At 37.7% G+C, this 13,171-nt stretch carries 16 protein-coding genes and 1 riboswitch; of the genes, 12 read left to right on the top strand and 4 right to left on the bottom strand.

The window, feature by feature from the left end:
- The first annotated feature begins 72 nt into the window (after positions 1–72).
- The 5 genes from M2M59_RS14910 (at position 73) to M2M59_RS14890 (ending at position 4,039) form a co-directional block, all read left to right on the top strand.
- Positions 73–1,410: a TrkH family potassium uptake protein gene (locus tag M2M59_RS14910; protein ID WP_249776034.1), complete on the top strand. Its 1,338-nt coding sequence runs from the start codon at positions 73–75 to the stop codon at positions 1,408–1,410.
- An 18-nt stretch (positions 1,411–1,428) separates the two neighbouring features.
- A complete protein-coding gene (locus M2M59_RS14905) occupies positions 1,429–2,082 on the top strand; it encodes a potassium channel family protein (RefSeq protein WP_147196980.1) in 654 nt (217 codons plus the stop codon).
- 68 nt (positions 2,083–2,150) lie between these two features.
- The gene (locus M2M59_RS14900) at positions 2,151–2,444 is read left to right on the top strand and encodes a plasmid mobilization protein (protein ID WP_147196982.1); all 294 of its coding nucleotides are present in this window, start codon (positions 2,151–2,153) and stop codon (positions 2,442–2,444) included.
- Between the two features lie 262 nt (positions 2,445–2,706).
- Complete coding sequence (locus tag M2M59_RS14895; RefSeq protein ID WP_147196984.1) at positions 2,707–3,189, top strand: KGG domain-containing protein; 483 nt, start codon at positions 2,707–2,709, stop codon at positions 3,187–3,189.
- 292 nt (positions 3,190–3,481) lie between these two features.
- Entirely contained in the window at positions 3,482–4,039 is a 558-nt protein-coding gene (locus tag M2M59_RS14890; RefSeq protein WP_147196986.1) for an integrase, read from the top strand.
- A 47-nt stretch (positions 4,040–4,086) separates the two neighbouring features.
- On the opposite strand, the gene M2M59_RS14885 is transcribed toward M2M59_RS14890, so the two are convergent.
- Complete coding sequence (locus tag M2M59_RS14885) at positions 4,087–5,349, bottom strand: CYP152 family fatty-acid peroxygenase CypC (RefSeq protein WP_147196988.1); 1,263 nt, start codon at positions 5,347–5,349, stop codon at positions 4,087–4,089.
- A 171-nt stretch (positions 5,350–5,520) separates the two neighbouring features.
- On the opposite strand from M2M59_RS14885, the gene M2M59_RS14880 reads away from it, so the two are divergent.
- The 7 genes from M2M59_RS14880 to M2M59_RS14850 all read left to right on the top strand — a co-directional run bounded on the left by M2M59_RS14880 (position 5,521) and on the right by M2M59_RS14850 (position 11,786).
- Entirely contained in the window at positions 5,521–6,279 is a 759-nt protein-coding gene (locus M2M59_RS14880) for a polysaccharide deacetylase family protein (protein ID WP_249774971.1), read from the top strand.
- On the top strand, positions 6,276–6,818 hold the full coding sequence (locus M2M59_RS14875) for an NADPH-dependent FMN reductase (RefSeq protein WP_147196992.1): 543 nt from the start codon (positions 6,276–6,278) through the stop codon (positions 6,816–6,818). The genes M2M59_RS14880 and M2M59_RS14875 overlap by 4 nt, the downstream gene beginning before the upstream one ends.
- A 93-nt stretch (positions 6,819–6,911) precedes the next feature.
- A complete protein-coding gene (locus M2M59_RS14870; protein WP_147196994.1) occupies positions 6,912–7,283 on the top strand; it encodes a DoxX family protein in 372 nt (123 codons plus the stop codon).
- A 107-nt stretch (positions 7,284–7,390) separates the two neighbouring features.
- A complete protein-coding gene (locus tag M2M59_RS14865; RefSeq protein ID WP_147196996.1) occupies positions 7,391–8,320 on the top strand; it encodes a hypothetical protein in 930 nt (309 codons plus the stop codon).
- Between the two features lie 339 nt (positions 8,321–8,659).
- Positions 8,660–10,468, top strand: coding sequence for an APC family permease (locus tag M2M59_RS14860; RefSeq protein ID WP_371859448.1), 1,809 nt, complete (start codon positions 8,660–8,662; stop codon positions 10,466–10,468).
- Positions 10,469–10,591: 123 nt separating this feature from the next.
- On the top strand, positions 10,592–10,759 hold the full coding sequence (locus M2M59_RS14855; RefSeq protein WP_158512605.1) for a hypothetical protein: 168 nt from the start codon (positions 10,592–10,594) through the stop codon (positions 10,757–10,759).
- A gap of 130 nt (positions 10,760–10,889) precedes the next feature.
- Positions 10,890–11,786 carry a DMT family transporter gene (locus M2M59_RS14850; RefSeq protein ID WP_147197000.1) on the top strand — a complete coding sequence of 299 codons (897 nt, stop codon included), beginning with the start codon at positions 10,890–10,892 and terminating at the stop codon, positions 11,784–11,786.
- 22 nt (positions 11,787–11,808) lie between these two features.
- Here M2M59_RS14850 and M2M59_RS14845 read toward each other — a convergent pair whose 3' ends face one another.
- The 3 genes from M2M59_RS14845 to M2M59_RS14835 form a co-directional block, all read right to left on the bottom strand.
- Positions 11,809–12,243: a GNAT family N-acetyltransferase gene (locus M2M59_RS14845; protein ID WP_249774970.1), complete on the bottom strand. Its 435-nt coding sequence runs from the start codon at positions 12,241–12,243 to the stop codon at positions 11,809–11,811.
- A gap of 76 nt (positions 12,244–12,319) precedes the next feature.
- Entirely contained in the window at positions 12,320–12,634 is a 315-nt protein-coding gene (locus M2M59_RS14840) for a DMT family transporter (RefSeq protein ID WP_305882087.1), read from the bottom strand.
- The gene (locus tag M2M59_RS14835; protein ID WP_147197006.1) at positions 12,634–12,975 is read right to left on the bottom strand and encodes a DMT family transporter; all 342 of its coding nucleotides are present in this window, start codon (positions 12,973–12,975) and stop codon (positions 12,634–12,636) included. Before M2M59_RS14835 ends, M2M59_RS14840 begins: the two co-directional genes overlap by 1 nt.
- A 53-nt stretch (positions 12,976–13,028) precedes the next feature.
- Positions 13,029–13,125: riboswitch (guanidine-I (ykkC/yxkD leader) on the bottom strand.
- Positions 13,126–13,171 lie beyond the last annotated feature (46 nt).

Here is a 13,171-nt window from a genome sequence, read left to right as displayed (position 1 = left end):
TATATGAGATAAATTTAAATCAATCCGCGTTTAAAATAGGATGTCGGAAATTTCAAGAAAATAGGAGTAGCGATAGTGAAAATAAAGAGAAATATAAATCCATCTAAAACGTTGGTGCTCGGTTTTGCGATATTAATTTTGTTAGGCGCAACTCTTTTATCTTTGCCAGCTGCAACGGAGAATGGTGAGGGATTGCCCTTTTTGAAAGCCTTATTTACAGCTACGTCCGCGACGTGTGTTACAGGCTTAGTCGTGGTAGACACTGGGAGTACATTTTCTCTTTTTGGCGAGTTAGTCATTCTTTCTTTGATCCAAATCGGCGGACTAGGATTCATGACCTTCGCATCTTTTATTTTTATGCTACTAGGAAAGAGAATTTCCTTAAAAGAAAGGTTGGTATTAAAAGAGGCTATTAATGTAAATGACTTTACAGGTATTGGGATTCTGGTGAGAAGGATATTGCTTTTTACAGGGGTAATTGAATTATCGGGCGCTCTTCTTTTAGCGATTCGTTTTTCGTACGATATGCCAATTGGAAAAGCTATTTATTACGGAATCTTCCATTCTATTTCAAATTTTAATAATGCTGGTTTTGATTTATTGGGAGGATTTCGTAGTTTGACATCTTATGTGGATGATCCCATCATTGTTCTAACCATCTGTGTTCTAATAACACTAGGAGGAATTGGCTTTATTGTAATGAATGATTTGTATGAGTATAGAAAAACAAGGAAACTATCCTTGCATACAAAGATTATGCTAATCACATCTATATCTCTTACGCTTTTCGGGACAATAGCTATATATTTGCTTGAACTTGGCAATGCCAAAACATTTGGTCAACTTTCACCAGTAGGTCAAGTATTGGGTGCGTTATTCCAATCTGTAACTTCTCGTACTGCAGGCGCCAATACATTGCCTATAGGAGATTTAACGCACGCAACGTTGTTAATTATGATGTTTCTTATGTTCATTGGAGGAGGATCAGGTTCGACTGCAGGCGGTATCAAAGTAACAACCTTTGTCGTCTTAGTTGCAACAGTTTGGAGCCAAATAAAAGGGCGAGAAGATATTGTGATTTTTAAGAAAAGACTGGTAAAGGAAATCGTATTTAAAGCATTCACAGTAGCAATGTGTGGTTTTGCTATAGTTGCTTTTGTCACCTTCATATTAAGCATTACAGATACAGGGCATTACTTTATTATGTATTTATTTGAAGCAACATCAGCTTTTGGAACGGTAGGTTTGACAATGGGTTTAACAACTGAACTTTCACCGATCGGCCAACTGCTCATTATACTCACGATGTTTGCAGGGAGACTAGGTCCACTTACAATTGGTATTGCCATTACACGGAGACGCCAAAAAGAAACGTTCCATCGACCAAAAGGTAATATTATGATCGGTTAATGAATAGGAGTGAAAATGATGGTAGTTAGACAATACGCAGTCATTGGATTAGGTAGATTTGGAACAAGTATCGCACGCAGGCTGCATGAGGCTGGCCAAGAGGTGTTAGGTATCGATATTAATGAAGAACGAGTCAATGATGCTGAACAATATGTAACAGAAGCTGTTATTGCAGATGCTACGGAGAAGAAATCGCTTGTTTCATTAGAAGTTGATACGTTTGATTGTGTCATTGTAGCAATTGGTGATGACTTACAAACAAATATATTAACAGCGATGCTTTTAAAAGAGTTGGGTGTTAAAAAGACGATTGCAAAAGCCCTTGGCCGACGTCATGGAATTCTTTTAGAAAAAGTAGGTGTTGATTGGGTTATTTATCCGGAACGAGATATGGGCGAGAGGGTAGCGAACCAACTGTTATCCCCTAACATGCTAAATTATATTGAGCTTTCTAAAAACTATAATATCGAAGAAATAGTCATACCTAAGCACATGGAAGGTAAGACGTTAAGGGAACTTGATATCCGTGCAAAGTATAATTTAAGTGTTATCGCATTGTTGCGGGACGGAGAAATCATTGTTACACCACCTGTTGATCAACAATTCGAAAAAGAAGATCTTCTGGTAATGATTGGTCATAGAGACGATTTGGCGAAATTTTCGAGTTTATAGGTTGTGTGTTTGAATTTCCGAGAAAGTAGGTAAAGGTAGATAGAACTACTAGAAAGGATGATAAACATATGGCACAACAAATAACAATACAGCTGCAGGATGAAGAGATGACACAACTGGAAGCGAAGGCAAAAGAGCAAGGTTTGCCACTAGAAGAGTATGTACGTCGTCTTGTTGAGAATAATCTATTAGAAGAAAAACAATCTAATCCATCTGTAAGCGGTACAAGTGATGGCGACCAAATCGAAATTGCTGCAAATGAAGCGGTTTCTTCTGAAGGCAAACGCCGACAAGCATTAAGCAATGAAAATGATGTGAAGTTTAACGAATATTCTAGTACAGATGGAAGAACAAATCCGTAAAAAGAACTGCAGGCTATGGCTTGCGGTTTTTTATATAATGAAGGACATTCCTATGAAGACATGTTTAATAGAAAACGATAAGAAGGGGAGGAATCAGAAAGCAATATAATTACTAATTAAGCGATAAGTATATAAATATCTAAAAAATTTCAAAAAAAGAGTTTAATAATTTGGTCCGCGGGAATATAAATAATGAGCTTAACTAAGAAAGAATAAGTTCAAAAAAACATCAAAATACCAAACATACTAGGAGGAATTTAAAATGGCTAAAGACAATAAAGAACGTAAAGATGCAAAAATGACAGTGGAAGAAGCAGGACGCAAAGGCGGAGAAACAACAGCTGAAACACATGGCCGTGAATTCTACGAAGAAATTGGTAAAAAAGGTGGAGAAGCAACAGCAGAATCACATGGTCGTGAATTCTACGAAGAAATCGGTAAAAAGGGTGGAGAAGCAACAGCTGAAAACCATGACCGTGACTTCTATGAAGAAATCGGTAAAAAAGGCGGAGAAGCAACAGCTGACAACCATGATCGTGATTTCTACGAAGAAATCGGTAAAAAAGGTGGAGAAGCTACTTCTAAAAACCATGACCGTGACTTCTATGAGGAAATTGGCCAAAAAGGCGGAGAAGCTCGCAGCAACCAACGCTCTGATAGCGATGACAACGACGGCAAAATGAGCCGCGAAGAAGCTGGCCGTAAGGGCGGAGAAGCTCGTGCTCGTAAAAACCGCAAAAAATAAGACAGAGATTAATCAATAATTAATTAATCTCTATCATTACTAGGTGTATTTATTTTAGCACACAAAAGTGAAAATTACTAGGTAAGAGTGTTTGTGAGGATTTATTCCTCACAAACACTCTTTTTTTGTGTCAAAAATAGTATTTTTTAATATTTAGAATGATTTTTTTTATTGTGATGAATATTTTCCCTTGAATTTACATATTACTTCGTATATATTATATCAAGTTTGATTTTTATTGACGGGCTAGGCCCATTTCTTGCGAACGAACATTTTGAGGAGTTAATGCATTATGCAAGCACAGTACACATCACAACATTTTCAAGAACTTATTCAATCAATTATGGAAGTCGTTAATATAGGAAAAGAACTTAGAGAAGATCAATCAGGAATTAATATGAGCTATAATTTTATTGGAGATTATGTTAGCTTTGATCCATCTCGTTTGTTGAAGGCAAATGACGAACTAACACATAGAGTTTCAATTGAAGAATATGTAAAAGCCATTACGATTCATGAACTTGGCCATGCTATGGACAGGGATGCTTTGCTAGCATCGTTGACTAGAACTTTTGAGATTTTTGACTTAAAGGAGTGCCATACTTTTGATGAGTTTTATGCTGATCAAACATTAATGAGTGTGCTTATAGAAGAGCATGAAATGAATATAGTATTTGAAGAAACAGCATGGGAGAACGCAGAAAAGTTAAATCGTCTTTATCAACTTGTTGAGGAAGAAAGCTTTCATCTAATAAAAGAACATAGTTTATCTACTTATCGCAAATTATATCAGGAAGATTTGGAACACTTTCAAAAACTTCAAAGTGTGCCAAGTTTACAGCCTGCCTAATGAAAAAAAGCCCCCATATGGAGGCCTTTTTTATTGTAGAGAAAAAATTACCCTTTTTTAGGTTCCACATTCGTAAGAATAATTTTGCTCTTAGGAATGCTCGGAATGTCTGACATACTATAGCTTAAATCTTGTGGGGGCATTGTATATGTTAATTTGTTTACTAGATAATCAAGGCAGACCTTCAAAATCTCTACCGTTGCCCATTCACCAGCACAGCGATGTCCCATTACAAAATCACCGCCACCTTGTGGAATAAATGAAAAAGGACTTTCCTTCCAATCTTTAAATCGTTCAGGTAAGAACTTATCAGGATTTTCCCACTCATCAGGATCATGGTTTGTTCCATATAAATCTAATAGGGTAAGTGTACCTTCTTCAAAGTCATACCCCTTCCACGTAAAGCTTTCTTTTGTTGTGGCTCCTGTGAACGGGAAGAAAGGATAAAAGCGTCTTACTTCTTGAATGAACATTTGCGCATACGCTGGATCACCTGTTTCAAGTTTTTTTCGGTCTTCTGGATAATTGTGCAGAGCTAGAGCTAAAAAGTTTACAAAAATAGAAACAGCTACAATTGGGCGCAAGATGTTTAATATTTCGACCGCAACCACATGCTTATCCAATAAGTGATTATCTAAATCACGATGTGTAGCAAAAATCGATAAAATAGAATCCGCTGAAACGGTCACCTTTTCTTCCCGAATAGCCTCTACTAACTCAATGAGTGATTTTTCAATTCTATTACGTGACATTCTGCCACCCCAATTACGAGGACCTACTGCCGCTGGTGTCTCAAATAAAGATGTTAAATCTTTCGAAAGCTTTTGTATTTGGTCTTTTGATAGAGGTACACCTGCCCACTCACATGCAACTTTGGTCAGAAGTAATTGCATTTCTTCAAATAAAACGACCTGTTCTTGGCTTCGCCATTTGTCTACAGCCATAGCGAATTGCTGGCCGGTGATATCTGCAAGCTGTTGTAGCCGTTCCTTTGTCATAACGGACATAAACATTTTTTTTCGATGTGTATGTTCTTCACCATCAAGTCCTTGTACACCGCCTTTTCCAAATAGGGTTTGAATAACCCGTTCGGGTACGACGCCGTGACGAATAAATTTTTTATTATCGTAGAATAATTCTGCTGCTTCTTTGCCACTTAGACAAATTGCCTTTTTTCCAAGTACTCGCGTCTCAAAAACTTTGGAATTCAGCGTATTACGGCGATTTGCTAAAAATAAATAGCCTTCTTTTAATAAACTGAGAGTGTGATCAACGCCTTCTTCTTTGGGTAAAGTATTTTCATTTGGCATCTGTAAATTCATCCTCCTAAAACGCATGATTACTTAATATAAAGTGTTCCCTTTTTTACATAAAAAAAACTGCATTAAACTTATTTGAAGTTAATTTTCTATGTCTTTTTTATGAGGCATAAATTATCGCTATTTGTAAATAGTAATAATAAACGCTTTGGAGGTGATGATGTGACAAGGAATAAATTAATATGGATTGCTGTTTGTGTTCTAGTCATCTCCATTGGTTACGCTACCTTAAGCAAAGCGGAAAATAAGGGACGGCAATACTATGAGCAAACAGGACAAGTACTGTGGGATGTGAAAACAGATGAAAAAATGATTGCATTAACTTTTGATGATGGGCCAGATCCAACATACACGCCGGAAATTTTAGATGTGTTGTCAAAATATAATGCGAAGGCCACTTTTTTTGTGCTGGGCAAAAGTGCAGAAAAGCACCCAGATATTATTAAGCGTCAATACTCTGAAGGCCACGAATTAGCAAACCATACTTATTCACATCCGTATAAGGTCAATAGCAAGACATTAGTGGAAGAATTGAACCAAACGAATGAAATAATACACAATATCACCGGGTTTACACCAAGTCTTTTTCGACCGGTTGGCGGCAATTACAATGACCAAATGATACGGATAGCACAAAAAGAAGGCTATAAAGTCGTGATATGGTCATGGCATCTAGATACACAAGATTGGAAAAATCCTGGCGTTAACAAAATTACTAAAAAAGTATTAAATGGAGCGAGACCAGGCGATGTTGTACTATTCCATGATGGAGGCGGGAATCGGAAGCAAACTATTCAGTCTCTTGAGGTCATCTTAAATAAATTGCAGAAAAAAGGGTTCAAGTTTGTGACAATATCAGAATTAATGGGTAATATAAAGAAGGAAAATAATGAAAAGAGTTTAGAGGAGGAATTAAAGTGAAAGTCGTAGCAATTGTCGGAAGTATACGAAAAGAGTCTTATAATTTAATGTTGGCACAATATATCGAGAAAAAATATTCTAACCAATTTGATTTAGAAATTTTACGTTTAAATGATATCCCAATGTACAATCAGGATACAGAAAATGAGCCACCACAATCGGTGATTGATTTTAAACAAAAAGTAAAAGAAGCAGATGCTGTTCTTTGGGTAACTCCTGAGTATAATGCTTCTATTCCAGGTGTACTTGGTAATGCGATTGACTGGTTATCTCGTGTTGACCAAGTAATGATTGGTAAACCATCTCTTATTATGGGTGCTTCTATGGGCAACTTGGGCACAGTTAAAGCGCAAGGACATCTCCGCGATATTTTATTTGCCCCAGGCTTAGGTTCTCCAGTTCTTCAACGGAATGAAGTATATGTGGGAGCAGCACACAATAAATTCGATAGCAATGGAAACTTAACTGATGAGAGTACAGTGAAGTTTTTAGATTCTGTTATCGAAAACTTCATCGAATGGATGAAATTATACGTATAACGTTTAAAACAGCATAAATTTGCCTTTATAGATTCTAAAAAAGATCCCTCGCCTATATATAGTAATAATGAATATATAGTAGGGGGATTTTTAATGCTTAGAAAATATTCAGCACATGTTATTCAATTGCTCTTGTCTGTTGGCTTTATGTATTTTGGCTATTTGAAGCTGACCGCACATTCCATGCATGTTTCAAACTTTACGGAAGTATTTGGCTACGGAAAAGTAATCATGTACGGCGTGGGTGCACTCGAAGCAACTTCAGGGGTAGGCCTATTGCTTGGCTTCTGGAAAAAAGGTTTTGTGCCAATTTCTAGCTGTATCTTGGCTGCATTGATGGCAGGTGCCGTTTCCACACATTTAATTGTTGGACAAGGCTTGGATGTCGCTATTAAACCATTCATCCTTTTCGTCTTATCTGCTGTCATTTTTTTAATAGCTACGAGGGAAATTCCGAAAGTATAGAGCTGTCCTATGACGGCTTTTTTTATTGGAAGCAGGAGACAAGGCTACGTTTAGATTTAACAAAAATGGGAAGTGATATAATGAGACAAAAAAGGAGAGATGCCAACATGAAATATTCTGCAAAAATTTTAAGCTGTTTTGTCGCTGTTGGCTTGCTGACGGCATGTTCAAGCAATACTGACAAGAGTGCAGATCACCGAAATAATGATGAAGATAATCAAAAAACAGGACAAGTAGAAAAAAGTGACAATGACAAAAAAACAAATGAAACAGGTAGCACAAACACATTAGGTGGCACAGAGCCTGAGGCGGATATGGAAAAGGCGAATAAGGTAGAAGGGCAAGGCAATAAATCGAGCGATGATTCTTCCTCAAGTACGTCTAAAACGGGAAAAGAAGTAGACAAAACAAATAGTACAGTGGTTGAATCCATCCGGAAACAAATAAAAACAAACTTACCAGTGATGCTGCCAACTGATTTACCAGTAGAAGGCGGTAAATATTTGACTGCAAAAGTGCAATCAAATAACAATAATTACTCAGTTGTCTATTACCAAACGGACAAAGAAGTACCGATTAATGATGAATCTGTCAAAAAGTTAAGTAAAGACGATGTGATTGCGAAATTTACAGGACATCAATATGCGAGCACTGACGAGGCTTCCGACCAAATCGGTTTTGAAGAGTACAGTAAAGCCGGTGGGGAAAAAGTAGATCTAGGACATAACATTACAGGCTATCAAGATGCAGGTGCAGGTTCATTGTGGATTGGCTGGAATGAAGGTAGATGGTCACTTGCTGCTCGTACGACAACAGACAAGCCAAAAGATGGACTTGAACTTGCAAAGCAAGCCGTAAATTATTTAGAAGACAATACGTTGCCAGCACCTAAAGACCACGGTATGATTCACCTATCTGCCAAAAAGTCATCAGGTAACTTTGTGAAATGGCAAAATAATGGTGTCGTGTATTCATTAGAAAGAATAGAAGATTCAATGGATATGTTAAAAACCGCTACATCAGTGAAAAAAGACTAGAAATAAAGGGGAGGCTCATACAAATGAGTCTCTTTTTTTTTCTTCAAAATAACCTATTTACTTTTAATAAAAATGGGAGTAATATTACGGCACGCTTCATAATTTGATTGTCAGGCTACGAGCTAAAGAGATGCTTTTATAGAGCGGCGAAACTCATTGTAAAGCTTTTTTAGCTTAGGTCGGCCATCTTAAAAAAAGAGAAACTGAGGCTTGCATGGCTGCATAATATCTACAAGGAATTTATGCTCCTGCAGGTTATTTCTGCCTGCTTATAAAACAACGTTATGAAGCGATACGCATCCAAAGTAGGTGTTTTTATTGAGAATTTCAGTAAAACGAATGTTAATTGGCAAACCACTAAAATCAACAGAGCTAGGTGAGCAAAAACTGAGTAAAACAAAGGCGCTCGCTATTTTGTCATCAGACGCGCTATCTTCTGTTGCTTATGGGCCTGAACAAATATTAATTGTTCTAATGGCATTGGGGGCAGCAGCGTTTTGGTACTCCATCCCAATTGCTGTGTTTGTCGTGGTTCTGTTAGTGGCGCTTATTTTATCATACAGACAAGTCATTTTTGCCTATCCGCATGGTGGGGGGGCCTATATTGTTTCTAAGGAAAACCTAGGGATAACTGCGGGCCTTATATCTGGCGGTTCATTATTGGTCGATTATATTCTGACAGTAGCGGTAAGTGTATCTGCAGGAACGGATGCTATTACATCGGCATTTCCAAGCTTGCATGAATATAATATAGAAATCGCCATACTATTTCTTTTGTTTTTGACAATCATCAACCTGCGAGGAGTAACAGAATCTGCTTCAATCCTTGCATATCCTGTGTATCTCTTTGTTGCAGCCCTTATTATACTAATTGTCACAGGTATTTATAAAATCTTGACTGGGCAATTTTCGCCTAATCTCCATGCGGCAATTGGTACGCCAGTTGCGGGAGTCAGCTTATTTATACTGCTGAAGGCATTTGCTTCAGGTAGTTCCGCTCTTACAGGAGTTGAAGCCATTTCAAACGCGATTCCTAATTTTAAAAAGCCTGCTCCTGTCAATGCAGCCAAAACTTTATTGGTTATGGGCGGATTGTTGGCTGTGCTGTTTGCCGGGATTGTTTTCTTGGCTTATTATCTAGGGATTGCGCCGGATCCAAAGGAAACTGTTGTATCCCAAATGACAAGAGACGTTTTTGGACGGTCATGGCTTTATTTCTTTATCCAAGGAATTACAGCGCTCATTTTAGTATTAGCGGCTAATACAGGCTTCTCAGCTTTTCCGCTATTAGCGGTCAATCTTTCGAAAGACAAATACATTCCAAGAATGTTTCAAGTAAGAGGTGACCGTTTAGGCTATTCAAACGGCATCATTATGCTGGGCGTATTTGCCATGTTACTTATTCTTGTTACACAAGGATCTACAGAAAAATTGATCCCTTTATATGCAGTCGGCGTGTTCATACCGTTCACATTGGCGCAAACAGGTATGATGGTGAAATGGTGGCGAGAAAGGCCTAAAGGATGGCAAGGGAAGTTTTTGATCAATACAGTCGGCGCCTTTATTTCATTTGTTGTTGCGGCGATTTTCTTCTTAACGAAGTTTGATCATGTGTGGCCAGTGCTCATCTTTTTGCCAACATTGATTTATATTTTCCATAGGATTAAAAATCATTATGATTTAGTTGGCGAACAATTACGCGTAAATAAATTAACAAATGAACTTCCACGTATTGATGGAAATGTTATTTTAGTGCCGGTTGGAGGCATTAGTAAGGTAGTAGAACATTCTATCAGCTACGCAAAGTCATTGTCTCCAGATCTGTTAATTGCTATTTATGTAGCATTTGATAAAGAAGAATTGCATGCGTTTGAGAAAAAATGGGAAAGTAGATTTCCGGATGTTAAGCTTTTAGCTCTTTATTCACCATATCGGAGCATTGTTTCCCCGTTAACGAAAGCCATTGATAAAATTGAACATAAGGCTAATTGTGAAAACCGACAAGTGTCGATTATTATTCCACAGTTCATACCGAAAAAAGGGTGGCAAAATATATTGCACAACCAGTCTAGCCTATTGATCCGAACATGGCTTTTGTATAAACGAAATGTAGTGATTATTTCAGTACCTTATCATCTGACTAAATAAGAAAGTTTCAAAATGATAATAATAGGGTATATATAAGCATCTGAAATTTTGGGCATATTAAGTGAAGAAAACGTATAAAGCGCAAGGATACACTTTTCGCCACAAGTAAGGAGGCTTTACCCAATGAGATATTTACTGTTTTATGCTGGCCTGCTCTTATTGATTATTGGGCTGGCACATCCGCTTGGTATTGTTGAAGCTAATCTATTTAAATATATGTTGTACACCGGCATTATAGCGTTCGGTATAGGTGTACTATTATTGCCAGGTGAAATGGAAAATAGAGAGTAGGACGATTGAGCGCCTTATTCTTCTGATAGGAAGAAGCTGCTGAGGAAGCAGCTTCTTTTTTTGCGTACGAACTATAAAATTAGTAGTATAGTTATTATAACATTCAGTTAATTGAGAGAGGAGAGATAAGTTGAATAAATCTGCTGCAGTAAAAATGGCCGTTTCTATGGCGATATTTGGATCTGTCGGTTTTTTTACAATCCATACTGGTATTCCAGCTGAGGAGCTAGTTTTTGTCCGGTGTATTTTTGCGACTCTTTTTTTAAGCGCAGTTTGGGCTTTGACAGGTGGTTACAAAAGCGAAACATGGAGCAAAAAAGAGATGCTTTACACAATTATATGCGGCGTATTTCTTGTATTGAATTGGGTCTTTTTATTTAAAGCCTTCCATGATATGGCCATTTCACTCGCCATCTCTATCTATAATGTAGCGCCCATTTTTTTACTTCTTTTAGGAAGTGTTTTTCTAAAGGAAAAAATGTCGATTGGTGCAGTATTAGCAGTAATCGTCTGCTTTTTAGGAAGCTTTTTGATTGTCGGCACAAAGCAGTTTTCTTCATTCAGTATGTTGATGGATTCGGGATTTGTATGGGCCATTCTTTCAGCCATCTGTTATGCGATGACAATGTTTATTGGGAAGGGGATTAAAGAGCTTAGCACTTATGCTTTAACGTTTATTCAAACATCTGTTGGTATTGTGATGCTATTGCCGTTTATGGATTTTGGAGTCTTTAATGGTTTGAGCGGTTTAAATTGGTTTTATATTTTAGGGACTGGCATCATTCATACTGGCTTTGTATATTATCTCTTCTTTGATAGTTTACGTAGCCTTCCAGCCATCATTGTGTCTGCCTTAGTGTTTTTAGATCCACTTGTAGCTATTTTGCTTGATATTACTATTTTGGATTTTAGTCCAACCATCTGGCAAACGCTTGGCATGATTCTTATATTTGGAGGTATTCTATATACACTAAAACAGCCGGAAAAAAATACAGATAAAAAAGAAGCTGTCCAGGAAGCTAGTTGACTTCCTGAACAGCTTTTGTTCATTATAATGGTTTAATCATGAGCACATGCTCTATACCTGCATCTAAAAAGACGTCTGATTTAACTTCGTAGCCAAGCTTTTCATAAAAACCCTGCGCTTGCACTTGTGCATCTAATTTCGCTTTTTTAGCGCCCAGTTCTTTCGCTTTGTCTTCGCAAGCTTGGATGATTAAGCGCCCGATTCCATGTTCACGGTATTCTTTTGATACGGCAACACGTTGAATCTTTCCATAGTCTTCAAGTAAGCGAACACGTCCTGTACCTACAGCGATATTGTCATCAGTAGTGACAAGAAAATGTTTGCAGTTGCCGCCAAGATGATCTTGATCATCTAGTTCTTCCTCCGCTGGCACCTTTTGTTCGTCTACAAAAACCTTTAGACGGATATCAAATTCTCTTTGCAAATCTTCTTGTGTAGTAACTTCGAATACTTTCATCTCAAAACCCCATCTCCTCTTTTGCTCTATTATAGCTAAAAAAATTTTCAGAATATAGATTCTGCACAAAAAAGAATTAAGAAGCTAGTTTTAATCCGACAGCTGCAGTCAAAATCATGATGATGAAAAGAATACGACGCCAATTGGTCGACTCGCCAAAAAAGATCATGCCAACCAAGGCGCCACCAACTGTACCGATTCCAGTCCAGACGGCATAAGCAATCCCCATCGAAACAGTGTTCATGGCATATGACAATAATAAGAGGCTGACACCGAAGCTGATAATTAGGAGCAGAACCGTCGACAGTTTTCGAACTAATTGAAAACGGTTCATCATTGCAACTCCAAAAACTTCACAAAATCCAGCCAATATAATAGCAACCCAAGCCATTATGAATCACCCTCCGTCTCTGTTGATGCTGGCGTGACCAATTTTAGGCCTATTACTCCTGCCATTAAAAGAAGTAGCAATACAATTTTTATAGCATTAAGCGATTCACCAAATACAAAAGCACCTACGAGTACAGTGCCTGCTGTCCCTAAGCCTGCGAAAACAGTATAAACAGTCCCAACAGGCAAATATTTGCCTGCTACTAATAAAAGATAAAAAGTAAAACAAACAGCAATGACAGTCACAATCCATGCAAGTGGCGTGTGGGCATGTTTCAAGCCGACAACCCAACCTACTTCAAACAATACTGCGATTAAAACAATTAACCAATGTCTAAGCATAATATCTCCTTTCATGGAAAAAAGCCTGAAGAATACTGATGCGAACATCAGTAATCTCCCAGGCTTTTCTCCTTCCGTGGCATAGCAATTGCTATGTGATTTCTCTCGGACCAGACCAAATCACATTGCGGAACCCTAGAAATCAATCATTTATTTAATTAGCCTTATTCTAACAAATCATTTAGCCAAATTCAAA

Origin of the sequence: Rummeliibacillus sp. G93 (assembly GCF_023515935.1) — a bacterium.
GTDB classification, from domain to species: Bacteria; Bacillota; Bacilli; order Bacillales_A; family Planococcaceae; genus Rummeliibacillus; species Rummeliibacillus stabekisii.
The sequence above is the reverse complement of the archived record's forward strand: the minus strand, read 5'-3'. Positions and strand labels throughout refer to the sequence as shown.